Here is a 25,921-nt window from a genome sequence, read left to right as displayed (position 1 = left end):
TCTCAGGCTGCATTATATCAGCGCGATCACGCACGCCGGGTTTCCGGGGCAGGCTGTCATCTTTGTCAGATGTCGGCTGTCCGTTAAGGAATTCCGGCATTCGTGCAAGGAGGATATAATCCGAGAGAAATCGAGCGGATAGAAGCAAACAGGTGCTCAAATGACGAAGAACTGGACCCCACATTCCTGGAGAAACAAACCGATCAAGCAAGTGCCGTTTTATCCAGACGCACAGGCTCTGAACGACGTTGAGGCCCGTCTTCGCACCTATCCGCCGCTGGTTTTTGCAGGTGAAGCACGCAAACTCAAGCAGCAACTGGCTGACGTAGCGGAAGGCAAGGCATTTCTGCTTCAGGGCGGTGATTGCGCTGAAAGTTTCGCTGAACACGGCGCGGATAATATCCGCGACTTTTTCCGCGTCTTTCTTCAGATGGCTGTTGTGCTCACATTCGGCGCTTCGAAGCCAGTCGTGAAGGTCGGCCGTATTGCCGGTCAGTTCGCCAAGCCGCGCTCGTCGGACATGGAAACGCTGAATGGCGTGGAGCTGCCGTCCTACCGTGGTGACATCATCAACGGTATCGAATTCGACTCCGCATCGCGCATTCCAGATCCGCAGCGACAGGATATGGCATACCGCCAGTCAGCCGCGACGCTTAACCTGCTGCGCGCATTCGCGCAGGGTGGCTACGCTAATCTGGAGAATGTTCACCAGTGGATGCTCGGTTTTGTCGGCAAGAGCCCGCAGGCAGAACGCTATGCAGCTCTAGCACAGCGCATTTCCGAGACCATGAACTTCATGCGTGCAATCGGGATCACGGCTGATAGCAATCATTCGCTGCGTGAAACTGATTTCTATACCAGCCATGAAGCGTTACTTCTTGGGTATGAAGAAGCGCTAACACGCGTGGACTCGACCTCCGGTGACTGGTACGGCACGTCCGGCCATATGATCTGGATTGGCGATCGCACACGTCAGGCCGACCATGCACACATCGAATACTGCCGCGGCATCAAGAATCCGCTCGGTCTCAAGTGTGGACCATCTTTGCAACCGGATGATCTGGTTCGTCTGATCGATCTGTTGAACCCGGACAATGAAGCGGGACGTCTGACGCTGATTGCGCGCTTTGGCTATGATAAGGTTGGTGATCACCTGCCGCAGCTAATTCGTGCTGTCGAGAAAGAAGGCCGCAAGGTCGTATGGTCGTGTGATCCGATGCATGGCAACACGATTACCGCGGGTGGTTACAAGACGCGTCCGTTCGACCGAATCCTCAAGGAAGTGGAGTCTTTCTTCGCGATCCATCGCGCCGAAGGTACGCATCCGGGCGGTATCCATGTTGAAATGACTGGCAAGAACGTGACGGAATGCACAGGCGGTGCACGTGCGATCTCTGCCGAGGATCTGCACGACCGTTACCACACGCATTGCGATCCGCGTTTGAATGCCGATCAGGCGTTGGAGCTGGCGTTCCTACTGGCTGAACTGCTCAAGAAGGAGCGCGATGCTGGCGCCGACAAACAGGTTGCAAGTGCCTGACCTGTTTCGCATATTATAGAACTTGCAGGGCGGAGGTTTCGATCTCCGCCCTGTTGCTTTTCGGCAAAACTCACCTATTGATTGCCTTAGAGCGTCGTGCGTCCGGACGGATGCACAAAAGGCGCTCTAGCCTATTGTATCTACGCATCGTGCTTTCCGACAATCCATTCCGATTTTGGGGCCGATCCTGTAGCCAGTTTGATTGAGGGTATGATGCAGCGCATTTTTCTGGCTTTCCTTAATTCCATGCGGGCACTGAAATATCTCGCGGGACATGAGAAGGCCGTTCAGCAGGAATTGGTGCTGTTTCTTCTATCCCTGCCGGTCGCATTTTTTCTTGCGCCGACCTGGCTTGCTTTCTTCTTCATGACAGGATCGATCCTGTTTCTTATCCTCGTGGAAGTGTTGAACACCGGTATCGAGGCGACCTGTGATGCCGTCTCGCGGGATTTTCACAAGGAAATTCAGATTGCAAAAGACTGCGGCTCTCTCGCCGTTCTGATTTCCATTGTGTTCGTCGTCGCGGTCTGGGGCTACATCCTCGTCAATACCTATCTGGCCTGACAAACAGAGTGGTTGATCGATAGCATCCGTTGCATTTGCTTGCCCAAGCGCGCTAAAGCTGGGGCATGTTAGTCTCTCACGAGAATCTTGCCATGCTCCGTATTGCCGTTGCGCAGCTTAATCCCGTCATGGGCGATATCGCCGGAAACCTGGTAAAGGCACGCACCGCGCGCGCCGAAGCTGCCAGGATGAAGGCTGATCTCATTCTGTTTACAGAATTGTTCATTTCTGGCTATCCGCCGGAGGATCTGGTTCTGAAGCCATCCTTTCTCGCTGCGTGCGAAAACGCTGTTCGCGAACTAGCCAGTGACACTGCCGATGGTGGGCCGGGGGTCATCATTGGAACACCACTGAGCCGTGAAAGCGGCTTGCATAACTCCATTGCCGTGCTTGACGGTGGTGAAATCATCGCCGAACGGTTCAAGGTTGATTTGCCGAACTACGGCGAGTTCGACGAAAAGCGGGTGTTTCAGCCTGGCCCGATGCCGGGTCCGATCAATTTCCGCGGCGTGCGTATCGGGATTCCGATCTGCGAGGATATCTGGGGCGATCTCGGTGTGGCGGAAACGCTGGCCGAGAGCGGTGCGGAAATTCTGCTCGTTCCAAATGGCTCACCCTATCATCGCGCCAAGATGGATCGGCGGCATCAGGTTGTCCTCAAGCAGGTGATCGAAACCGAGCTACCGATGGTTTATGCCAATCAGATTGGCGGGCAGGACGAGCTGGTTTTCGATGGCGGATCGTTCGCATTCAACGCAGACCGGTCGCTCTGTCTGCAAATGCCGCAGTTCGCCGAGCAGATTACGCTGACCGTCTGGCACAGAGAGAATGGTGATTGGCGCTGCGAAGAAGGCGAGAAGACCATTCTTCCAGAAGGACTTGAGGCTGATTATTCCGCCTGTGTGCTGGGACTGCGGGATTATGTGAACAAGAACGGTTTCAAGGACGTGGTGCTCGGGCTTTCCGGCGGCATTGACTCGGCAATTTGCGCGGCTCTGGGTGTTGATGCCTTGGGTAAGGAACGTGTGCGTTGCATCATGCTGCCTTATCGCTACACATCCGAAGACTCTCTGAAAGATGCAGCCGATTGCGCCAAAGCGCTCGGCGTCCGATACGATATTGTTCCTATCGCTGCGCCAGTTGAAGGCTTTCTGGAAGCACTGCATCCACTATTCGCGGGCACCGAGAGCGGGGTTACCGAAGAAAATCTGCAGAGCCGCGCACGTGGCACCATTCTGATGGCTGTTTCGAACAAGTTTGGTTCGATGGTCGTCACCACTGGCAATAAGTCTGAAATGTCCGTGGGATATGCGACGCTTTATGGCGATATGAACGGTGGTTTCAATCCGATCAAAGACGTCTATAAAATGCAGGTCTATGCGATGTCGGAATGGCGTAACAGTCATGTACCAAATGGGGCGCTTGGTCCTTCCGGCGAGGTGATCCCGCATAATATCATTTCCAAGGCACCGTCTGCCGAACTGCGTGAAAATCAGACCGACCAGGATAGTTTGCCACCCTATCCGGTTCTGGACGATATTCTTGAATGCCTTGTCGAAAACGAGATGAGTAACACCGAGATCGCTGCACGTGGACATTCGCTCGAAACCGTACAACGGATCGAGCATTTGCTCTATCTGGCTGAGTATAAGCGTCGGCAATCGGCACCAGGTGTCAAAATTACCAAGAAGAATTTCGGACGCGATCGCCGTTATCCTATAACGAACCGCTTCCGCGACCGCTGAAAGACAATGACATGACCGTAACCGTTCGTTTTGCACCGTCTCCGACGGGCTACATTCATATTGGCAATACGCGCACAGCGCTTTCAAACTGGCTTTTCGCGCAGAAGAATGGCGGCAAGTTCATTTTGCGCTATGACGACACTGATGTCGAACGATCCAAGGACGAATACGCGCAGGCAATTGCTGTCGATCTTGATTGGCTCGGTGTCAAACCTGATCGTGTCGAATATCAGTCAAAACGTTTCGACGTTTATGGTAAGGCCGTGGAAAAGCTCAAACAGGCCGGTTTACTATATGCCTGTTATGAGACAGCCGAGGAACTGGAGCGACGCCGCAAGTTGCGTCTGGCCCGTCGACTGCCGCCGGTATATGGCCGTGAAGGCCTGAAGCTCACCGAAGAAGAGAAAACCGCCTTTGAAGCCGAAGGGCGTAAACCGCATTGGCGTTTTCTCTTGCCGAATTTCGATGCCGATCCGTTCAATACCCAGCGCACGGAGGTACACTGGGACGATCTGGTTCGCGGCCCGCAGACTGTTGATCTGGCGTCAATGTCCGATCCGGTACTGGTGCGTGAGGACGGCACTTATCTCTACACGCTGCCATCAGTGGTCGATGATATCGATCTTGGCGTTACACATATCATTCGCGGTGACGATCACGTAACCAACACCGGTGTACAAATTTCAATCTTCGAAGCACTCGGAGCCAAAGCTCCGATTTTCGGGCACCACAATCTGCTGACCACAATTTCAGGTGAGGGGCTTTCAAAGCGAACGGGGGCTCTATCTGTCGGATCGTTACGCGAGGCTGGTTTCGAGCCCATGGCAGTCGCCTCGCTTGCCATTCTGATTGGCACATCGGAAAACGTTGCGGCTGCACCCAATATGGAAAGTCTGGCCGAACGTTTTGATCTGGCCTCGATATCGAAATCTTCAGCGAAATTCGATCCTGCAGAACTGGATACGCTCAATCGCGCCCTTCTGCACGAGATGCCGTTTTTGGAAGCCCAGCCGCGCCTTGCGATATTGGGCATTTCCGGCGACAAAGCTGAACCCTTCTGGCTGGCGGTGCGGGCAAATCTTGATCGTTTCAAGGATGCGGCGCGTTGGTGGTCTATCGTCGAAGGTGATTTACCGGAAGCTCCGGACCTATCCGAAGAGGATCGCGCTTTCGTGAAAGAGGCGTTCGCCCTTCTGCCACCCGCTCCCTGGGATCATCAAACATGGAAAGTCTGGACTGAAGCAGTGAAGGCTGCGACAGGACGCAAAGGCAAGAATCTCTTCATGCCCTTGCGGCTAGCGCTCACGGGGCAGGTGCATGGACCGGAACTGGCTGACTTGCTGGTGCTGATTGGTCGGGGAAGAACGTTGACCCGACAACTCTGACATTTCCATTGGTCGTATAGGAGCGGTTCACAGGTGGTGCCGGTGTGACAGGCGCCACATAGGCTGGTGTATTCACAGTTTGCGCGGTCGCGGAAGATGAGAAGTTTACTTCATCCGCTTCGACAGGATCAGGAGATGCGTAGGCGGGCAATGTGATTTTGCTGGTCAATTCGGCGCTCGGCTTGGCTATTTTCCGTTGCGGTACATGCGCAGTTTTTGCCTGTGGTTTCTTATGGAATACAACCCAGGAAGCCTTGCATGATTTGACATGCCTGGACGGTGACGGACGTCCGGCCAGTGCCATGTTCAGTTCATGTAGACGTTCGCGTAATGTTTTTATCTCGGTTGTCAGTCGGTCCGTTCTTGTCAACAATGTCGTACACTGCGAAGATTTTACAGCAGGCGTAAACACGCCTCCCAAGCAGCGATTCTCAGTGATTGTTTTTCTCAAACGAGAAAGATCCATTTCCTTGCGATCTAGAAGCGATTGAGTAACGAGGAGCTGTTTCTTAAGCTGCTTTTGTTCGGTGATTGTGCACATTTCTGTGGGGCGTATAGTTGTACAACCAGCTAGTACACCCGACATTATAAAAAGTACTGAGCAAAATAGAGATTTATTATGGTTCGATAGGAAAATGAACATGATAACCTCGTGGCGCTGCTGACCGCATCATGCTTGAAAAATATAGTAAATTAAATACTAACGGCGAGTATATTTAAATACACTCGCCGCCATTTGCATATATATTATTGATATCTAATTTATTATTTTACTTCTTCTTGCGAAGGGTTTCACCTGATTTTTGCAAAGCTTCAACAACTGCGAGCGCAGTCATATTGACGACACCACGCGAAGTGACCGACGGCGTGAGAATATGTGCGGGGCGGGCCGCGCCAAGCAGAATTGGACCTACGTGCAGAGCGTCCGTAACCATCTTGACCACGTTCAGCGTGATGTTTGCAGCATCGAGGTTTGGGAAGACAAGAAGATTGGCTTCACCTTTCAGGCGCGAGTTGGGGAAGACACGATCACGCAATGCCTGCGAAAGAGCAGAATCGCCATGCATTTCACCATCGGATTCGAGTTCCGGTGCTTTCTCGGCGAGAATTGCTGCTGCTTCCCGCATCTTTTCCGCACTGGCCGATTCTTTCGATCCGAAATTCGAATGCGATACGAGTGCTGCCTTTGGCTCAATACCAAAGCGGCTGATTTCCTTTGCAGCCAGTATTGCCATTTCGGCGATCTCGTTCGCACCCGGCTCGACATTGACGTAAGTGTCTGTGAGGAAGAGGGCACCACGCTGAGAAATAAGCAGGCTCAAGGCGGAATAGTCGCGGATGCCGGGAACTTTGCCGATGATCTGGCGTACGACGCGAAGGTGACGTTCGAACCTGCCCTCAAGGCCGCAGATCATGGCGTCAGCTTCATCGCGCATAACGGCCAGAGCAGCAATTGCGGTCGAGTTCGTGCGTACGATGGTACGCGCAGCTTCCGGCGTCACGCCTTGTCTGCCGGTATAGGACAGATAAAGATCGACATAGTCGCGATAGCGTGGATCGTCTTCAGGATTGATGAGTTCGAAATCTGTTCCAGGGCGGATCTTGAGGCCGTAGCGACGCAAGCGTGTTTCAATAACCTGAGGGCGTCCGACGAGAATCGGAGCAGCGATGCGTTCTTCGATCACGACTTGTGCCGCACGCAGCACGCGCTCATCTTCACCATCGGCATAAATGACGCGCTTCGGATTTTCTTGCGCGCGGGCCGCAGCAAAGACCGGCTTCATGATGAGACCGGAGCGGAAGACGAAGCGGTTCAGGCGGTCGAGATAGGCCTCCATGTCTTCGATCGGGCGCGTCGCAACACCTGTTTCCATCGCGGCTTTCGCCACTGCCGGGGCAATACGCAGGATAAGACGCTGATCGAATGGCGAAGGAATGATATAGTCAGGCCCGAACGTGGGCGTATCGCCTGAATAAGCGCGTGCAGCAACGTCCGAAGGTTCCTCACGGGCAAGCGCGGCAATGGCGCGAACAGCCGCGAGTTTCATTTCTTCGTTGATTGCAGTCGCACCGACGTCAAGCGCGCCGCGGAAGATGTAAGGGAAGCAGAGAACGTTGTTGACCTGATTCGGATAATCCGAGCGTCCGGTGCAGATCATGGCGTCAGCGCGGGCCGCACGGGCTTCTTCCGGCATGATTTCAGGCTTGGGATTGGCAAGCGCCATGATGAGCGGCTTCTCAGCCATCTGTTTCAGAAGTTCGGGCTTCAGCACACCGGCTGCCGAAAGGCCGAGGAAAACGTCGGCGCCGCCAATGACGTCAGCCAGAACTCGTGCGTCGGTTTTCTGGGCGTAAACTTCCTTCCAGCGATCCATCAGCGTGTTACGGCCTTCGTAGACAACGCCTTCGAGATCACAGACCCAGATATTCTCGCGTTTCGCACCAAGGTTGACGAGGAGATTGAGGCAAGCAAGAGCCGCAGCGCCAGCACCGGAGGTAACAATCTTTGCGTCGCTGATTTTTTTGCCGGCGAGTTCCAAACCATTCAGAACCGCCGACGCGACGATGATCGCCGTGCCGTGCTGATCGTCATGGAAAACAGGGATGTTCATTTTCGCGCGAAGCTGTTCTTCAACCTCGAAGCACTCCGGCGCCTTGATATCTTCGAGATTGATGCCACCGAAAGTCGGCTCCAACGCGGCAACAACATCGACAATGCGACCGATTTCATGGGCGTCGATTTCAATGTCAAACACGTCGATGTCGGCGAATTTCTTGAAAAGGACAGCCTTGCCTTCCATGACCGGTTTGGACGCAAGCGCTCCGATATTACCGAGACCAAGCACCGCAGTTCCGTTCGATACAACAGCAACGAGATTGCCGCGGGCCGTATATTCGGCGGCCGTTGCTGGGTCTTCATGGATTGCGAGGCAGGGAGCCGCTACACCGGGCGAATAGGCCAGCGCCAGATCGCGCTGGTTGCCAAGGGGCTTTGTCGCCTGAATTTCCAGCTTTCCGGGCTTGGGATAACGGTGGAAGAACAGAGCTGCTTCATCGAAATCCGAACGGGAAGTGGAAGGTGTTTTCTTGGTCATGGTCGCATCGCTTTCCAAAAATCTTTCGTGCAGGGCAAGAGCTCGTTTGCACGTGGAGGCGCGGTATTCGCATACAGATTCTGTATGCCGCTTCCGCACACCGGGCCATTATTGTTCTTAGTCTATCGGCTCAAATCTCAGTAGGCCCGTTTTCGAGAATGAGTTTTTCCAAATTTGCAGATCTATCGTTTGGTGCTGTTAAAACGCACTCTGATATGCGCCGCCATCGATAACGAGATTCTGCCCGGTAATGAACCCGGAATGTTCCGAACAAAGAAAGGCACAGGCCTGACCAAATTCCTTCGGTTGACCAATCCGTCCGGCGGGAATCGATGATGCGCGCTTCGCCGCTTCCGTGTCTGGTGTTGTGCCGTTCTTCTGGGCGGAGAAAGCAAAACCGTTACGAAGACGATCCGTGTCGAACGCACCGGGAAGGATGTTGTTGATCGTCACATTGGATGCGGCGACCGTACGGGCGACGCCAGCAAGAAATGCCGTCAGGCCTGCGCGGGCTCCCGATGAGAGATCCAGACCGGGAATAGGAGCGTATACTGAGGTCGATGTGATGTTGACGATGCGGCCAAAACGGCGCTCGACCATCCCATCGATCACAGCTTTGATCAACTCTATGGGTGTAACCATATTTTGTGTCACACCTTGAAGGATGGCGTCACGATCAAGGAGCCGGAAATCCTTGAAGGCTGGACCACCATTATTGTTCACGAGAATGTCCGGCGCGGAGCAGGCCAAAAGCAGTTCTGCCTGTCCTTCAGCGGTAGATACGTCTGCAGCGACGGCCTTAACGTTTACGCCGAATGTCTTGCGAATTTTCTCCGCTGCTTCGGTGAGGGTTTCCTCATTGCGCCCGTTGAGAACCAAATCACACCCGGCTTCGGCGAGTGCCTCTGCACAGGCCCGTCCAAGGCCTTTGCTGGAAGCGCACACAATTGCTTTTCGACCCTTCAGGCCCAAGTCCACGGCTCGATCCTCGCATTTTGTTCAAGTTTTTTAAGACATGCCACCAAGCAAGCGCTCCGATCAACCGGATTCTGGTTCACGGGTGTATATGTCCACCTTTTACAGGTATAAAGCGCTATCCTCGCGAACAATATTTGGTGAACGTCTCTATTCAAGGGGCGGAGTGAATTCCGCTCTCGGTCGGATAAGTGATCCATTATCAGCTTGTTCCAGTGCATGGGCAAGCCATCCCGCGATGCGTGCGAGCGCGAACAGAAACAGTGGCGCGTCTGGCGGGAGATCATAGATTTCTGTGATAGCTGCAAGTGCGAAATCGACATTCGGTTTTTCGCCGAGTATGTCCGCAGCGCTTTGTTCCAGGTCGCGATACGGGTCCGGTAGCTCCAGATATTCCAGCAATGCCGAGGCGCGAATATCTCCAGTTTCGCGATAGAGAGGATGGCCAAAGAAGTGAAATTGTATACCTTGCCTGAGCTGGTCCTTGATTGCCGCGTCCGCTCCCATTTGTCGCGTCTGCGCAACAATAGCTGTTGCCGCGGTGGCAGCGCGTCCATGTCGTGGGCCGATCAATGTTGATAATCCGGCAAGAACTGCTGCAGAAAGCGGCGCTCCTGTCGATGCAGCAACGCGCGTGGCGAACGCCGATGCATTCAATTCATGGTCTGCGAGAAGCACCAGAACACGTCGGATCACATCGCTAGCTTGCGGCTTTTTCCAGGTTAAAGCGATACGCTCATGCATTGGCATATTGGATGAAGGAACGCCAAGAACGGTATCGTGGAATAGCTGCAACAAACCGAAAGCCTCCCGTTGCAGGACCGCTGTGGAGCGTCCAGAACTAGGCAAATCATTCGCAGCGCGAACCCCGAAAACAGTAAAAAGCCGCTCCAGTGGCGCGTTACTGGTCTGGCAGTCGTCAAGATTCACGTTGGTGTAACCGCCGCTAATACTGTCAAAATTCATCTGCCACAGCAATGCAGCCACGTCTTCCAGTGTAGCTGTTTCCGACAGTTCGGCGGCGTCACAGCCGCGATAGAGCAGGCGGCCATCGATAATGGTCGAAATGCCCGAACGCATGATCGGAAGGCCCCAACGAATGGTATCGGCGGCTACAACACTGTCCCTCTTGCGACCTGGGCGTCTACCAGCCAGACCATGGACATCCTCCGATCTGTAGAGGCTGCGTCTGGGATCATCAGGCAATGGCTTGGAACGGATGCGGCCACGACTCACATTTGCGTAAAGAGTCTGGGGTTTTGTCTGAAGAACGGCAAGAGCCTCTTCCGTTGTCAGCCACTCCATTATTGCACCCTACATTGATCGATTTCATCAAGATTGACGTCAACTATACTTGGATTCAATGTCGTTAGGCAAACCAAGGAGAATTGTCATGAATAGCGGACTTGAAGATGTGATTGCTGCCGAAACCGTGTTGTCCGACATCGATGGTCTTGCGGGCAGACTGGTCATACGCGGTCGGTCGCTGGACGATCTCGTTCCGCAAAGCAGCGTTGAAGACGGGATTGAGCTTTTATGGGACGGATTTTTTAAGGATTTGCCGAGGGGCGCAGAACTTCAAAAGGCGCTTGGCGAAGCACGCGTACAGGTGTTCCATCATACGGAGGCGCTTGATGACACATTGATGGAGCTACCGCCTATAGAAGCACTTCGTGCGTTGATGGCCCGTATTCCAGATGAGAACGATCTGGCTGCCGCCTTGCATTTGATGGCAGCGCCGGCGGTCTTCACGACAGCTATTCTGCGCGGGCATAAGGGACGTCGTCCCATTCACCCTGACCCGACGCTGCCTCATAGCGCGGACATTCTTCGCATGATGAATGCGGGAATGCCTGATGAAGCGGAAGTTGCAGGGCTAAACACTTATCTCATGACGGTTTCCGACCACGGATTGAACGCTTCGACCTTCGCTGCGCGCGTCGTGGCATCGACGCAGGCCGGATTGACATCTTCTATGCTTGCCGCGATCAGTGCGTTGAAAGGACCTTTGCACGGTGGTGCCCCTGGACCGGTACTCGATATGCTGGATGCTATTGGCAGACCAGCTAACGCCGAACGGTGGCTTGAATCAGCCGTTGCCAATGGGGAAAGGCTGATGGGGTTCGGTCACCGGGTCTACCGCGTACGTGACCCGCGCGCCGATGCTTTGAAAGGTGCTTTGAAGCGCATCGAAACCCTTGGACATGAACGAGGAGAAAACCGGGTTGAGTTGGCGGAAGCGGTGGAAAAGGCTGCCATCGCGGTTCTCAAACGTCACAAGCCCGATCGTTCTCTCGAAACCAATGTTGAATTCTATACCGCACTATTGCTTGAACAATTAGGTTTTCCCCGCGAAGCGTTCACCAGTGTTTTCGCTATGGGACGAACCATGGGCTGGGTGGCGCACTGTCGCGAACAGATGGCGACGAACAAGCTTATTCGTCCGCAATCACGCTATGTTGGCCCAAAAGGGGAGCTCGTCGCGTAAAGCGGAGGTTAATGGAGGCGCGGACACTGCTTTCCGCGCCTTAAAGCGAACCGTCATATGTCTGTGACATGAATCGGGTTTTCTGCGCTCAGATCAGGTTGCCATTGAAGGGGACAACCAAATGAGCACCGACGCTCCGCAGCCCAGAAAACTCCGAACCCTTTTCATTTCGGATGTGCACCTCGGTTCCAAAGCCGCACAGGCCGAGCTGCTTCTGGATTTTCTCCGTTATCATGAAGCCGAGACGATCTATCTGGTGGGGGATATTGTCGACGGCTGGCGTCTACGACGCAATTGGCATTGGCCTCAGGAACATAATGATGTGGTCCAGAAGCTGCTTCGCAAGAGCCGCAAGGGTGCCAACATCATCTACATCGCCGGCAACCATGACGAGTTCCTGCGGAATTTCCAAGGGACGCATTTCGGCGGCATCGAAGTGATGAATCGTGCGATTCATGAGGCTGCGGACGGTCGCAAGTTTCTCGTTATTCATGGCGATCAGTTCGATGTAGTCGTGCGCAATGCCCGCTTCATCGCTTATCTGGGCGATTGGGCGTATGATACGGCTATCTGGATAAATACGGTTATGAGCCGTGTTCGCTCCTTTTTCGGCCTGCGCTACTGGTCATTTTCAGCCTGGGCGAAATTCCGCGTCAAGAAAGCGGTCAATTTCATTGGTCAGTTCGAGAATGTGGTTTCTGAAGAAGCGCAGCGTATCGGAGTTGACGGTGTGATCTGCGGTCATATCCATCATGCCACGATCGAGAGCATGAATGGCGTCGAGTACATCAATACCGGCGACTGGGTGGAAAGCTGCACAGCCGTGATTGAACATTTTGATGGCCGGATGGAGCTTATCGAATGGACAGAACGCCGTGATCGCCGCTCGACGACAGGGAACATCAACACCGATAGCGAAGAGCACGAGGAGAGCAGGGTGATTAAGCTGCCTCGACCAGTTCGCGAACTGGCGACCTTCCGCTGATGAAGAAAATTGTCATCGTAACAGACGCCTGGCATCCGCAAGTCAACGGCGTCGTACGCACGCTGACCAAATGCTCTGATCTGATGATTGAACGCGGGTACGAGGTCACGATCATATCGCCGCTCGACTATCGATCTGTACCCTGTCCGACATATCCGGAAATCCGGCTCGCCTTGACGACGCCAGGTGCGCTTAAACGACGCTTAACGGCAATGCGGCCGGATTATGTGCATATTGCAACCGAAGGGCCGCTTGGGTTCATGGCGCGGCGCGCTTGCCTGAAAATGGGCTGGTCCTTCACAACAAGCTTTCACACGCGGTTTCCAGAATATCTGGAAGAGCGCTTTCCTATCCCGCCACGCTGGACCTATGCATTCCTGCGGCGTTTCCACAATGCCGCTCAGCACACACTGGTGCCGACCCAATCCATTCTGGATGATCTCAAAGTCCGTGGTTTTACCCGGCTCGATCTCTGGACGCGGGGTGTGGATCGCACGCTTTTTTATCCGCGACCGGAAGTGGTTAAGGATCTGGCCCGACCAGTGTTCATTTGTGTGGGGCGTGTCGCCACGGAAAAAAACCTGCCAGCATTTCTGGAACTTGATCTTCCCGGTACAAAGCTGATCGTTGGAGACGGTCCCTCTCTCAATGACCTTCGAGCAAGGTTTCCCGAAGCAGTGTTCGTTGGAAAACGGGAAGGTGAAGCATTGGCAAAAACATATGCCGCGGCAGATGTATTTGTTTTTCCAAGTCGGACAGACACGTTCGGTCTCGTTTTGCTTGAAGCGATTGCTTCTGGACTACCGGTCGCTGCCTATCCGGTGCCGGGGTCACGGGATGTCGTTGGAGCAACCGGTGCGGGTGTTCTTTCTGAAGATCTCGGGGAGGCATGTCTGTCAGCCCTGGAAATGGAACCGTTTGAACCCGCGCAAGTGCTCAGACAATTCACCTGGGATGTCTGCGCGGACATTTTCGAGGAGGCTCTCGCTCCGATCTACGGAACCGCAAACGAGAGCTATCAATGCGCGCGTCAGCCCCAGACAATCGCTTCTGGCGGATAAACCAGAGCGCCTTCGTAGCGCAATCCAGGATCGCGATCATGGGCGAGGAGCAGCGGGCCGTCAAGGTCGACTACGTTGGCTCTCTGGGCGAGCAGGACAGCAGGCGCCATGCCGAGCGATGTACCGACCATACAGCCGACCATGACCTGAAGGCCGAGTTCGATTGCCTTGTCCCGCATGACCAGACCTTCGGTTAGTCCACCCGCCTTATCGAGCTTGATGTTGACTGCGTCGTAGCGTTTGGCCAGCTCTTCCAGACCGATCGATGTATGAACGCTCTCATCGGCACAGATAGTGACAGGTCGTTCGATTTCGCTAAGAAGCTGATCGCTGTCTGCTGGCATGGGTTGTTCAATAAGAACGACGCCTGCATTGGCTGCTGCACGCATGTTTTCGGCAATATTGTTTGCTGTCCAACCTTCGTTTGCGTCGATGATAATTCGGCTGTTCGGTGCCGCTCTTGTGACCGCGTGAATTCTTTCGATATCGTTTTCGCCGCCCATCTTGACCTTGATGAGGGGATAGTGGGCAACCTTTGCTGCCGATTCCGCCATTTCGGAAGGTGTGCCGAGCGAAACGGTAATAGCGGTTTCCAGGGGGCGGGTCGGTGTGCCGAGCATGTCGGCAACACTTTTACCGGACTGTTTAGCATCGAGGTCCCACAAAGCACAATCGACTGCATTCCGCGCCGCACCCGCAGGCATCAATGCCTGAATATCCTGTCGCGTGGCACCATGTTCGATGGCAGAACGAGCGGCCTCTATCTGGGCGCTCACGCTCTCGATGCTTTCCCCATAGCGTGCATAGGGAACGCATTCGCCACGTCCTTGATGGGAACCGTTGCCGATCACACACACAACGACAGCGGCTTCCGTCTTGGAACCTCTGGAGATTGTGAATTTTCCGGCGATGGGATAGCGTTCTACGATGATATTCAAGGTATTGTGCATAGAGATAGCCTCTGGGACGCAGTATTTCGGTCGTTCAACGACTCGTATATGAGGTAGGCCATGTTGACCGACACCGCCGACAAAGCAAGAGTTACCGATAACCCTGTGCCAAAGATTGATCTGGCGGAGGAAGACGGTGCGCGTCATATCCGATTAAGCGGCCGCTGGGTGTCGCAGAGTGTCAATCTCGTCGATGACAAGATGCGCAGTCTTGAGAAAGCGGACGAACACAAGGCAACGATAATCGATGTTTCCGGGGTATCCGGTCTTGATACTGCGGGTGCTTGGTTGATTGAACGGATGCGGCAGAGGCTGGTGGCGGGAAATGCCGACGCGCAATTGCAAGGCGTTCGCCAATCCTGGCTCCCTCTGATGGAAGAGGTTGGGGGCGCTGTCGAGCGCGCGCTTGACGTACCGCATCAGAAGAAACCGTTTTTCCTTATCGCTTTTCTTGCTGCTCTTGGCGGCGGCGTTATCTCGATGGGTAACGACTTCAAAATGGCGATGCATATCCTTGGTGCGACCATCCGTGGAGCCCAACTAAAGTATGGGCGCGGCAGTGGTATCCCATTTGCGGCTATTGTCACACAGATGGATCGTATGGGCGTTGGTGCGATTCCCATCATTATTCTGATGTCGACGATCGTCGGCGCTATCATTGCCCAACAGGGCGCATTTCAGTTGCGCTATTTTGGAGCGGAAATCTTCGTTGTCGATCTGGTTGGCATCTTGGTCTTGCGCGAACTCGGAGTGCTTCTGACGGCCATTATGATTGCGGGCCGTTCAGGTAGCGCGATTACGGCTGAAATCGGCTCCATGAAAATGCGTGAAGAGACTGACGCCTTGACGGTTATCGGCCTCAATCCGGTTGGAGTTCTCGTCTTTCCCCGGCTCGTCGCGCTTGTTATAGTCTTGCCATTGCTCACGATCATTGCAGATCTCGCCGCGCTGGTCGGGGCAGGTGGTGTCGCCTGGTTCTATTCCAATATTTCACCAGAAGCCTTTATCAGTCGTTTGCATGATGCGGTCGCGTTGAACACTTATTTCGCGGGTCTCATTAAGGCTCCGTTCATGGCCATGATCATTGGAGTTCTCGCATCAGTAGAAGGCATGAAGGTCGGCGGAAGCGCAGAATCACTGGGCCGTCGCGTTACGGCTTCAGTTGTGAAAGCTATTTTTGTCGTTATTGTCGTGGATGGTATGTTCGCGATGTTCTATGCGGCAATCAATTTTTAGAAACTACTTATGTTCTTTGTTTTTAATGGGTTCTTTGAGACACAGTTGCACAGAAAATTGACCCCGGAATCGTGTTCAGCGGTTCAGTCCGAAGCCAAGCTCGGTTAAAGAATGGTTATGGAGAACGGCATCGACCACCGGTCGCAACCGCAGGACGAAGACAATCGCCAAACGGCCGTGCCGATGATCTCGGTGCGCGACGTAACGGTTTCGTTTGGGCGCCAGACGGTGCTCGACAAGCTGTCGCTCGATATTTACCCCGGTGAAGTGCTCGGCTTCATCGGTCCGTCGGGTTCAGGAAAATCCGTGCTGATGCGGACTATCCTCGGTCTCAACAAAAAGCAGTCGGGTGAGATCGAGATTCTTGGTCGCAACATTGATCAGCTTAATGAACTGGAAAAGATGTCCATCGATATGCGTATGGGGGTTCTGTTCCAGCATGGCGCGCTGTTTTCGGCATTGAACGTGCTTGAAAATATTCAGGTTCCGATGCGCGAATATCTCGACCTTTCGCCGAAACTGATGGATGAGCTAGCGCGACTGAAAATCGATCTTGTCGGATTGAAGCCTGATACAGCCGAAAAATTTCCGTCCGAACTCTCCGGCGGTATGATCAAACGTGCCGCGCTTGCGCGTGCGCTGGCGTTGGACCCTGACATTCTTTTTCTCGACGAACCGACATCGGGTCTTGATCCCATTGGTGCGGCGGAGTTCGACGATTTGATCGCCAATCTGCGGGATACCATGGGCTTGACCGTCTACATGGTCACGCATGATCTCGATAGCCTTTTTGCAATTTGTGACCGGATAGCTGTTCTTGGAAACAAGAAGGTGCTCGTTAGTGGCACCATTGAAGACATGCTGACGGTAGACGATCCGTGGGTTAAATCCTATTTTCGGGGCAAGCGCGCGCGCCAGATTGATCCCTCGGCGCCAACGAGACGGCGGCCTGGCAGCCGCTTGCAGACTGGATAAAGTATGGAAACTAAAGCCAATTACGTACTCGTAGGCGTCTTTACGCTAATCGTCAGCCTTATGGCTTTCGGGTTCGTGTACTGGATCGCCCGTTTCGGCGAGGCACGAGATTCCATACCTCTCGACGTTCGTATTCCCGGTTCGGTGACCGGACTGACAGTCGGTAGCCAGGTTCTGTTCAACGGCATCAAGGTCGGTGACGTGCGTCGCTTGCACCTCGATGAAACCAATCCCGAGATGGTTATTGTCCAGACACGTGTGAATGCGACGACGCCAATTACCCGCTCAACTGCGGCAACTCTTGGTTTTCAGGGTTTGACGGGGCAGGCCTATATAGAACTGAAAGGCGGCCGTCTCGACGAGCCCAATCTTTTGACCGAGGCTGCGAAGGAAGACACGGTTGCGCGTATCGATGCCGATCCGTCCGCTGTCAACAATCTTCTCGCCACTGCGCAGGATATTGCTGCGCGGGCGAACTCGGTACTCGGGCAGTTGGAAGGTTTCGTGAAGGAGGCCCGTGGACCGCTTACGGATACGATCAACAATACGAAGACTTTCACGGATGCTCTAGCAAAGAACGCCAACATCATACAGGAACTGGGCGAGAACACCGGAAACATCAACCAGATCGTCACGGACGCCAAGGACATGATGGCTCGTTTGAATGCGGCTTCTGTGCGTGTTGACAGCATTCTGGCGAAAACTGACAAGCTCTTGTCGAGTGACGACAAGGATGGTGTTGTTGCACAAGCAACGGCAACACTGGAATCCATCCGTCAGACGTCCGACAATCTTGACAAGCGGCTGGGGCCGATTGCCAATAATCTCGAACGTTTTTCAGGCCAGGGCCTGCGTGAAGTGCAGGGCGTGGTTCTTGATAGCCGCCGCGCTATACAGCGCATAGAACAAGCTGTTACCGAACTTGAGCGTAATCCCCAGCGGCTTATCTTCGGCGGGCCGGGTAGCGTGCCTCAATATGATGGGAGGAAGCGTCATTGATTTCCAAAGCCGGTTCCAGTGACATGAAATCACGACGCATATTCCGTCATAAAGGTTCCATTTCGATCCTGCTCGCCGCACTTCTGGCAGGGTGTGGCACCACAACGCCGCTGGACACGTTCAATCTGTCGGCACCACAACCCGGCGTGACTGCGCCAAGCCGCAAGAACACACAGTTGCTGGTTCCAACACCAACGGCACTCAAGGCACTCGACAGCGAGAACATCGTTGTCAGTTCCGCGCCCGGCTCCATCGAATATCTCAAAGGCGCTCAATGGGGTGACCGACTGACGAATATCGTGCAGTCGCGGTTGGTGCAGGCTTATGAAAATACAGGCGTGTTTGGCGGGATTGGCCGTCCGGGAGATGGGCTGGCGATCAACTATCAAATCCTGACCGACGTCCGGATGTTCGGCATTCAGGCTTATGCCTCGCCAAAGCTTGCTGTGGTCGAACTGGCCGTCCGGCTGATGAACGACAAAAGCGGCGAGGTTCGTGCGACCCGCGTATTCCGTACAGCCGTCCCGGTGAGTGGCACAACAAACGCCGCCTATGTGAAGGCGCTCAACGCGGCTTTTGAACGGACTGCCAGCGAAATCGTAAGCTGGACGGTGACGGCGCTTTAAACCGAGGCAAACCGGAATGGTAAAAAGGTCGGCTAATATCGCCGACCTTTTTTATTTCGAGCGCCTATTTGATTCAATCAGATCGAAATGTTGCCCTTACGAGACCAGCCGCGATCTATTCCGGTTGGACAAACAAAAACGCGGCCCGAAGGCCGCGTTTTTTTTGAGTTCAGCTTTTAGCGGAGACGACCGCTTGCATGAGCAAGCATGGTGTAGACCTTGCCGGTGTCTGATGTGAGGTAGGTCCGCGTTACCATGTTGTCACGGTCGTTGCGGGCGACATCTTCGAGCAGGCGCTGGAAATCGTCCATGTAACGATCAACAGCGCGGCGGAATTCACCATCCGTCTGATACTTACGCTTGATGTCGTCAAAGGTCTGCTGACCCTTCAGCGTATAGAGACGGCGGGTAAAAACGTTCCGTTCGCCGCGGCGGTAACGGTCCCACAGTTCCACTGAAGCTTCGTGGTCGATAGCGCGTGCAATGTCCACCGAAAGCGAGTTCAGCGATTCAACGACGTGGCTTGGTGAACGAGGCGTGGCGGTCGGCTGTGCCTTCGGCTGTACGGCTTCATCTTCTTCACGGGAGGCGCGGGCAAGGAGATCGGACACCCATCCACGCGGCTTTTCTGCTGGTGCAGTTGTTGGTGCTGGTTGAGCCGTCGGCGCATCATAGGCGCGCTGGCGGATCGCAACATCTGTCTGTGCTGCCGGTGCCTGAACCGGCGCTGGACGAGGGGCAGCCGGTGTTGGACGTGAAGTCGGGCGATCTGCACGGCTTTCGCCGACATCTACCAGACGGCCGGACTTATTGACGATTTCGGCCAGTTCCTTGAGCGCGTTGATTTGCTCGCTCACGGCCTTGCGCATCGCGGTTGTCGTTTCCTTGGCCTCGGCAGGCATGTCGAGAACACCGCGCTTCAGTTCACCACGGGTCGTGTTGAGCTCGGTGCGGATTTCGTTCGCGGTACGACGGATATCGTCGGTGGCAGCGGAGAACTTCTGCGCGGCTTGTTCAACGATCTCCGAAACGCTTTCGCGCATCTTCTCTGCCGACGAGCGGGTTTGGCCTTCTGCGCGCTGGAATGCGGAGGTCACCAGCTCTTCGAAGGACTGCATCAGCTTTTCCACGCCTTCGGACTTCTCGACCAAACCGGACGCCAGCTTGTCGAGTGCCTGGTGACGATCTTCAAGCGTGCTGACAAGGCCATTCTGGGCCGTATTGATCATGTCGGAAGCTGAAGAGAGAACCTTTCCATGTTCTTCGAAGCGATCGGCGATGTCTGCAATCTGCGACAGTGTGCTGTCGGAGATGGCGCGCAGCGTACCGATATTGCCGTCGATAAGGCCGGTGGAAGCCTGGAACATCTGCGCTGCGCGGTTGGTGTTCTCAACGAAGCTCGACGTCGTGTCGACAAGGCGACCATCGATATCGGTGAGATTGCGCGTTGCGGAATCGATCAGCTTGCCCAGTTCGCCGTTCGATGTAGCAAGGCGGTCGATCAGTTCGCTGACATTGTCGGAAAGGCCCGTCTTGGCCTGCTGGACGGCTGCAATCGTTTCCGCCGTGCGGCTCGCAAGTGCATTGACGAGAGCAGCATTTTCCGAACGAAGCCTGTCGGTTGCGGCGTGAGTTGCTTCTTCAAGCTGCTGAGCCAGTCCACGACCGCTATCAGCAAGCCGCTGTACGAGCGGTTCTGCCGTATCATTGAGGATTTTGGTGATTTCCTGCGAACGGGCGGCGAGGACGGCATTGAGTTCGCGAGTACGTTCTTCAAGCGTAACTGCAGTCGTGTCAGTGACCTGTGCGATACGCGCCTCGACGGAACCGAGTTCCATCGTGATACGGGAGCCGATGTCACCCAGACGAGTTGCAATGGCATCTGCACGTTCTGCGAGGCGCGCCTCGGTGCCAGCGAGATTGTCGGCAACGCTGGCCGAGAAGGATTCGCTGTGACCGGCAAGCGTTTCGCTTGTCTTGGAAGCCGTATCTGCGATCCGGGCTTCAATCGTGCTGAGTTCACCGGTGAGGCGGTTCTCGATTGCTTCAAGGCCGCTTGCGATCGCGCTGGCGCGTTCGTTGAGGCGGGTTTCCGTTCCAGCCAGGTTGTCGGCAACACTCGCAGCAAAGGCTTCGCTGTGACCGGCAAGCGTTTCGCTCGTTCTGCTAGCCGTATTGGCGATGCGGGCTTCAATTGAGCCAAGCTCGCCGGTGAGGCGGCTTTCGATCTCGCCAAGACGGCTGGCAATCACATCGGCGCGGTCGCCGAGGCGTGCTTCCGTACCGGACAGATTGTCGATCAGACGGGCGCTGAATTCTTCGCCGAAACCGTCCAGAGCTTCGCCAGCCTTGGCTGCTTCAGCCGAAAGCGTGCTTGCGGCTTCGCCGATCTTCTCGCGCAGCGTGCCTGCAACAATGCCAGCGCTCTGCTCGAGTGCGCGGCGGACATTGTCGACGCCGATGGTAAGCGCCTTTTCCATCGTTTGCGTGCGTTCTTCAATAATGCCGGTCTGGCCTTCGAATGCGCGGCTGATGGTCGAGCTGCTGTCTGCAATTGCGTTATGCAGGTTGGTTGTGCGCTGCTCCAGAATGTCACTGTGATCCTGCAGCGTTTGGCTCAGTGATGCTGTGCTTTCACCCAGTGTCGAACGAATTTCAACTGCACGGTTTTCGATTGTGCGTTCGTGACCGTCCAGAATACCGGAAAGGGCACTGTTGTGATCGTTCAGGATGGTATGAAGGCCATTTGTGCGCTCTTCGACCTGACGAACATGCTCACCCAAGGCAGCAACAAATGCATCACGACCGGCACCAATAGATTGATTCATGCTGCTTGCGCGTTCGTCGAGAATACGTGCGAGTGTGTCCTGATTATCGACGATAAGTGCTTGAAGTGCATTCACGCGTTCATCAAAGGTGCGAGCGAGAACTTCACGATTTTCGTTGAAATTATCGCGCATTGCGGCCGCACGCTCATCCATCAGTTGTGCAAGCATGGCCTGATTACCGGCAATGACACCGTGAAGTGCGGTGGAGCGCTCTTCCAACGAACGGGCGTGGTCCGCAAAACTTGCATCGAGTAGCGCGGAATGACTTTCCATCGTCTGACGCAGCGCATTGGTCCGCTCTTCCAGAATTGCCGTATGATTATCGGCAACGGAGTTGAGCGCAGATGCACTGACATTAACGGCATTTTCGATGTCGCTCGTGCGTGCGGCAAGCGTATCGGCATGACCACGGATGACAGAGGAAACACGCTCGGTTTCGCCTTCCAGAGATGCTGCGAGAATATCACGGCTTTCGGCAAGCTTACCAGCGAAGGCGTCGGCCTTCTCGCCAAGAATGCTGCCGACGCTTTCACCAATTGAAGTGAGGTCTTCGCCGATCTTGGTCTTGGTTTCGTCGATCATTGTGCTGAGAGACGTGCGACCGCTGGAGAAGGTCTCTGCGATTTCACGGGTACGGGCGATGAGATTTTCGTTGATCTGGCGCGAACGGGTTTCCAGTGCCGCATTGAGCTTTTCGGTGCTGCTGTCGAGAGCATGTGCGCGGGCTTCAAATTCGGACAGAAGCGAACGGCCACGATCGGAAAGGGTGGTTTCCAGATTGGCAAGGCGAGTGTCAAACTCGCTGACCATGGACTGCGTCGCACCACCAAGCAGATTGGCAATACCGGTCGTGCGTTCGTCCAGGGCCTCGGTTAGACGGTCGGATACAGTGCGCGACTGTTCATCGAGCGTTGCGATCCGTGTGTCGAGCAGGTTTGCGAAGGCTTCGCCCGATGTAGTGATGCGGGAACCGATGTCACCTGTGCGCGTTTCAATGGCCTCGGCAATGGCGCCGCCGCTTTCATTAATGCTTCCGATAAGACGTTCGCCGGATTCGCCAAGCAGGGTGCTCAACTGCTGCGAAGCGGAGAGAACATTGTCGCGGATGATGTTGGAAGCGCTCGACAGCTCTTCCTTCAGTTGTTCGTGTGCACCGGAGATAGAGGAACGTACGCGCTCCGCGTGGCTGACAACGGCTTCGCGTTCGTTGCCCAGATCACTAACGAGCGAACGGATACGAACTTCATTGTCGCTATAGGCACGTTCAAGCTGATTGACTTCCGATTGAACGAGCGTTTCGAGCTCGACAGCTCGTGCCAACGTACGTTCGATACCTTCGTTCATGGCGGCGACTTCGCGACGCACGGCTTGCCCGAGTGTCGAAACGCGATCGCCAGACACGGCTTCCGGTTGGAGCAGTCGCATGGCAGCTTCCGACATGCTGCGTGCTGCCGTATGCATTTCCTGCGCTCGCTTTACGAGCTGTGCGAAGCCCCAGAACATGGCGACCGGCAATGCTACGCCCGCAACAACGCCAAGACCGGCGGGCGAAGTGAAGAAATCTTTGGTGGCTTGCAGGCTTGAGAAGACATCGGGATTGATGGCTTTGCTCAGCGCAACACCGCCAGCGGCCCAAAGCACGCTGATTGCGGTTGTTGTCCAGAAAAGTTTCGACGAGCTTTCTGTCACCCGGCGTGGCGCTGCGATAATCGCTTTCTCGCTGCGGGAATCGTCGTTTGCCGGCGTGAAGGTAGACGATGCACCGCTGGCAGCGGTCGTAACAGGTGCAGCGGAAACAGGCTTGCTGACAGGCTCAGGCGCTGGCATCGCAGCTTTCGAGGTGTTGGCGGGCTTGTGCTGAACGCTGGCAGTAGTTTGCGAAACTGGTCCGGCAGCTTTGACGACTGGAGGGATCGGTGGCGCAGCAGGTGTAGCGATCACAGACGCGGTGGTGATGGTAGCCACTTTCGCAGCAGTTTCCACAGGGGAAACAGCAGGCGTTTCGACCGTCTTGGTCTTCTGTTCGGCAACCAGTTCTTCTGCGGCGCGCGAAATCTGCTCTTCCAGATCATCGACGGAGAAGCCTTCATCGAACGCACTCAAGTCCATGTCGATATCAAGATCGTCGCCGAAATCGATATCGAGTGCCTGTTCCAGTGCCTTTTCAACCTCAAGGTCGAGCTTCTGTGCCTTGGATTTGGAAGCCATTGTTCGCCTACCTCGTACTCATTACTGCGACGGCCGGACCATAAAAAGGCCGTTACAAAACTTTCTCCGCCATTTTGCATCGTATCGGCTCGCGCCTGTTAAGGAAATAGGCGTCTTTCGCCGATACCTAAAACTTTAAATACAAGGTTAACGGAAATCGGCTCAATTCATAAAAATTCGACATTTCCGGGCTTCCCGCATTTACCAGCAAGTTGTGGAAATCAATTATGGCTGTTTCTCACGCTCGAAAAAGCTTTGCGAATTTATTAATAAAAAAGCCCTTAATGCGTGTTTATTGGCGATTTTATCACCTTATGATTGCATTGTCGCCAGTGCAGGATTCTATCCATTGTTCTTCACTCTCTCCCCATTCACATCATATGATGCAATTTCCGCTAACGGCAAGGACGAGTTTTCCGGTCATCAGGACAACTGTCAGGTTTGTCAGGTATGGAAACACATCGAAAGATGCACGGCATATTGGCGCAGTTGCAGGCATGGATGCGGTCATGGTTGAAACTATTTACAGAACGCCGTATCTGCCATTTCGAGTTTATTTGCGTTTTCCTGCCGAGGCGACGACAGACGCTGAAGATAGAGATCGCGCGAAATTTGCGTGTTTCAAGGAATGAAAATGACGAAGATTGTATTCGTATCATCCGACGGTGCGACCCGGACCGAAGTTGAAGCCGACAACGGATCCAGCGTGATGGAAGCTGCCATTCGCAACGGCATTCCCGGTATCGATGCGGAATGTGGTGGGGCCTGCGCCTGCGCAACCTGTCATGTCTATGTTGATGAGGACTGGATCGACACTGTTGGCAGCCCCGACGCTATGGAAGAGGACATGCTGGACTTCGCTTATGAAGTTCGCCCCACCTCGCGCCTTTCATGTCAAATCCGGGTATCCGACGATATTGATGGTCTCATCGTGCAGGTGCCTGAACGCCAGAACTAATCCCTTGAAGAAATGGTAGTGCGATGGACGCCGAACCGCAGAATGATATTGTCATAATCGGTTGCGGGCCTGTCGCACTTTTTTGCGTGTTTCAGCTTGGACTGTTTGGTTTCAAATGCCATCTCATAGACGCCCGTGATCGACCGGGCGGTCAATGTACGGCGCTCTATGCCGACAAGCCTATTTATGATGTACCCGGTTTCTCTGAAATTATGGGCGAGGAGCTGATTGAACGGCTTCTCAAACAGATCGAGCCATATAATCCGGTTTTTCATTTCAATCAGGTGGTGGATGGCATCTCTGTCGATGGCGACGGGGTCGTTGTTCTTACGCGTGGTGGTAGTAGATTCAAAGCAGGCGGGGCTGTGATTGCGTCAGGTCTCGGTGCATTTGCAGTGGACGGGCAGGTTATCCGTCCCGACCCGTTGATCGAGCTTTCATTGCTGAAGACAGGGAATATGCTGACCGTCAATCCAGAGACCTTCAGAACTTCAAGTCCGAAGGTCTACGCGATTGGAGATTCCTGCCACTATCCAGGAAAATTGAAGCTGATCCTGTCGGGATTTCATGAAGCCGCTTTGATGACGCAGGCCATACGGCGCGAATTGCGCTAGTTTTGGTGCTGCCGCGTTATTTGGAAGCCTGCTGGGCACGTTCCATGCGATACGTCAGCAAACGTGAGAAACGATTTTCGAAGTTGATCGTCTCAACACGGTCAAACCGCTGCTGCTCCTTATCATGCGCTTCCATGAGACGCGCAGTCACTTTATCAATGTCAGTGCGAAGCACGGCACAATCCGTGCGGCTGCGTAATCCGCGTATGTCCCGTTCCATCTGGCTTGCAAAGCTGCGCGCGATGACGATGTGGCTTTCTTCGTGACGGCGAATATCCTGTAGCAAAGTATCCCAGATCAAGGCCAGTTCCGGCGTGGCCTTGCGACGCTGCTTCCAGCGCGGCAGGGAAACCTTTGCATGTACATTAACATAGACATCCTGAACCTTGCATGCTTTTCCGGACTCACGACCGTAACGCACTTTTGCATCGAAACGGATTTCTGCAGCACCAGGATGATGCTGACCAGTCTTCTTAAGGAAGGGGCCATTACGGGAAAGAGCTTTGTCGAGGTCGGCTGCTGTTTTACCGCTGACATTATAGTAGCTGAACTCCCGATAGATCGCGGCCGCCTCCGCCTGGGGAGCGACGATGGCAAGAACTGCGCCAAGAGCCAGAACCTTCTTCCTCAAATTCATGTCCTGGACCTCTTTCTAAAACCGGTAAGAAATTCGCTTTTTGCTGCCGCGA

The 25,921-nt window shown here is 54.4% G+C and carries 20 protein-coding genes; 14 read left to right on the top strand and 6 right to left on the bottom strand.

The window, feature by feature from the left end:
• The first annotated feature begins 160 nt into the window (after positions 1-160).
• The 4 genes from FIB18_RS14240 to gltX all read left to right on the top strand — a co-directional run bounded on the left by FIB18_RS14240 (position 161) and on the right by gltX (position 5,234).
• Entirely contained in the window at positions 161-1,540 is a 1,380-nt protein-coding gene (locus FIB18_RS14240) for a class II 3-deoxy-7-phosphoheptulonate synthase (RefSeq protein WP_140021343.1), read from the top strand.
• A 213-nt stretch (positions 1,541-1,753) separates the two neighbouring features.
• Positions 1,754-2,104: a diacylglycerol kinase gene (locus tag FIB18_RS14235; RefSeq protein ID WP_140021342.1), complete on the top strand. Its 351-nt coding sequence runs from the start codon at positions 1,754-1,756 to the stop codon at positions 2,102-2,104.
• 65 nt (positions 2,105-2,169) lie between these two features.
• Positions 2,170-3,849 (top strand): NAD+ synthase, encoded by a 1,680-nt coding sequence (locus FIB18_RS14230; protein WP_140021341.1) that lies wholly within the window; start codon positions 2,170-2,172, stop codon positions 3,847-3,849.
• Positions 3,850-3,860: 11 nt separating this feature from the next.
• A complete protein-coding gene (gltX, locus tag FIB18_RS14225) occupies positions 3,861-5,234 on the top strand; it encodes a glutamate--tRNA ligase (RefSeq protein WP_140021340.1) in 1,374 nt (457 codons plus the stop codon).
• A gap of 770 nt (positions 5,235-6,004) precedes the next feature.
• Here the strand turns inward: gltX and FIB18_RS14215 are convergent.
• From FIB18_RS14215 to FIB18_RS14205, 3 genes are all read right to left on the bottom strand, one after another.
• The gene (locus FIB18_RS14215) at positions 6,005-8,329 is read right to left on the bottom strand and encodes an NADP-dependent malic enzyme (RefSeq protein WP_140021338.1); all 2,325 of its coding nucleotides are present in this window, start codon (positions 8,327-8,329) and stop codon (positions 6,005-6,007) included.
• 198 nt (positions 8,330-8,527) lie between these two features.
• Positions 8,528-9,307, bottom strand: a complete 780-nt coding sequence (locus tag FIB18_RS14210) for an SDR family oxidoreductase (protein WP_140021337.1) — start codon at positions 9,305-9,307, stop codon at positions 8,528-8,530.
• Positions 9,308-9,454: 147 nt separating this feature from the next.
• Entirely contained in the window at positions 9,455-10,609 is a 1,155-nt protein-coding gene (locus FIB18_RS14205) for a citrate synthase (RefSeq protein WP_140021336.1), read from the bottom strand.
• Between the two features lie 88 nt (positions 10,610-10,697).
• Between FIB18_RS14205 and FIB18_RS14200 the strand changes: the two genes are divergently transcribed.
• From FIB18_RS14200 to FIB18_RS14190, 3 genes are all read left to right on the top strand, one after another.
• Positions 10,698-11,792 carry a citrate synthase/methylcitrate synthase gene (locus FIB18_RS14200; RefSeq protein ID WP_140021335.1) on the top strand — a complete coding sequence of 365 codons (1,095 nt, stop codon included), beginning with the start codon at positions 10,698-10,700 and terminating at the stop codon, positions 11,790-11,792.
• 121 nt (positions 11,793-11,913) lie between these two features.
• Positions 11,914-12,777: a UDP-2,3-diacylglucosamine diphosphatase gene (locus tag FIB18_RS14195; protein WP_140021334.1), complete on the top strand. Its 864-nt coding sequence runs from the start codon at positions 11,914-11,916 to the stop codon at positions 12,775-12,777.
• Positions 12,777-13,838: a glycosyltransferase family 4 protein gene (locus FIB18_RS14190; RefSeq protein ID WP_140021333.1), complete on the top strand. Its 1,062-nt coding sequence runs from the start codon at positions 12,777-12,779 to the stop codon at positions 13,836-13,838. Before FIB18_RS14195 ends, FIB18_RS14190 begins: the two co-directional genes overlap by 1 nt.
• On the opposite strand, the gene dgcA is transcribed toward FIB18_RS14190, so the two are convergent.
• On the bottom strand, positions 13,808-14,788 hold the full coding sequence (dgcA, locus tag FIB18_RS14185; RefSeq protein WP_140021332.1) for an N-acetyl-D-Glu racemase DgcA: 981 nt from the start codon (positions 14,786-14,788) through the stop codon (positions 13,808-13,810). The two genes, FIB18_RS14190 and dgcA, sit on opposite strands and share 31 nt — an antisense overlap.
• Before the next feature lie 60 nt (positions 14,789-14,848).
• On the opposite strand from dgcA, the gene FIB18_RS14180 reads away from it, so the two are divergent.
• From FIB18_RS14180 to FIB18_RS14165, 4 genes are all read left to right on the top strand, one after another.
• Entirely contained in the window at positions 14,849-16,024 is a 1,176-nt protein-coding gene (locus tag FIB18_RS14180) for an MlaE family ABC transporter permease (protein ID WP_140021331.1), read from the top strand.
• A 111-nt stretch (positions 16,025-16,135) separates the two neighbouring features.
• Complete coding sequence (locus FIB18_RS14175) at positions 16,136-16,999, top strand: ABC transporter ATP-binding protein (RefSeq protein WP_140021330.1); 864 nt, start codon at positions 16,136-16,138, stop codon at positions 16,997-16,999.
• A gap of 3 nt (positions 17,000-17,002) precedes the next feature.
• Entirely contained in the window at positions 17,003-17,998 is a 996-nt protein-coding gene (locus FIB18_RS14170) for an MlaD family protein (protein ID WP_140021329.1), read from the top strand.
• A gap of 23 nt (positions 17,999-18,021) precedes the next feature.
• The gene (locus FIB18_RS14165) at positions 18,022-18,624 is read left to right on the top strand and encodes an ABC-type transport auxiliary lipoprotein family protein (protein WP_407921863.1); all 603 of its coding nucleotides are present in this window, start codon (positions 18,022-18,024) and stop codon (positions 18,622-18,624) included.
• Between the two features lie 176 nt (positions 18,625-18,800).
• Here the strand turns inward: FIB18_RS14165 and FIB18_RS14160 are convergent, their stop codons facing one another.
• Complete coding sequence (locus FIB18_RS14160) at positions 18,801-22,796, bottom strand: apolipoprotein A-IV repeat region-like domain-containing protein (RefSeq protein WP_407921862.1); 3,996 nt, start codon at positions 22,794-22,796, stop codon at positions 18,801-18,803.
• A 1,091-nt stretch (positions 22,797-23,887) separates the two neighbouring features.
• Here FIB18_RS14160 and FIB18_RS14155 point away from each other — a divergent pair.
• The 3 genes from FIB18_RS14155 to FIB18_RS14145 are packed head-to-tail and all read left to right on the top strand — an operon-like array spanning position 23,888 to position 25,232.
• A complete protein-coding gene (locus FIB18_RS14155; RefSeq protein WP_140021326.1) occupies positions 23,888-24,292 on the top strand; it encodes a hypothetical protein in 405 nt (134 codons plus the stop codon).
• Positions 24,293-24,294: 2 nt separating this feature from the next.
• Positions 24,295-24,618 (top strand): 2Fe-2S iron-sulfur cluster-binding protein, encoded by a 324-nt coding sequence (locus FIB18_RS14150; RefSeq protein ID WP_140021325.1) that lies wholly within the window; start codon positions 24,295-24,297, stop codon positions 24,616-24,618.
• Positions 24,619-24,641: 23 nt separating this feature from the next.
• A complete protein-coding gene (locus FIB18_RS14145; protein ID WP_140021324.1) occupies positions 24,642-25,232 on the top strand; it encodes an NAD(P)/FAD-dependent oxidoreductase in 591 nt (196 codons plus the stop codon).
• 16 nt (positions 25,233-25,248) lie between these two features.
• On the opposite strand, the gene FIB18_RS14140 is transcribed toward FIB18_RS14145, so the two are convergent.
• Complete coding sequence (locus FIB18_RS14140; protein WP_140021323.1) at positions 25,249-25,869, bottom strand: DUF922 domain-containing Zn-dependent protease; 621 nt, start codon at positions 25,867-25,869, stop codon at positions 25,249-25,251.
• Between the last annotated feature and the right edge of the window lie 52 nt (positions 25,870-25,921).

Source organism: Brucella pecoris (assembly GCF_006376675.1).
In the GTDB taxonomy this organism is placed as follows: Bacteria; Pseudomonadota; Alphaproteobacteria; order Rhizobiales; family Rhizobiaceae; genus Brucella; species Brucella pecoris.
The sequence above is the reverse complement of the archived record's forward strand: the minus strand, read 5'-3'. Positions and strand labels throughout refer to the sequence as shown.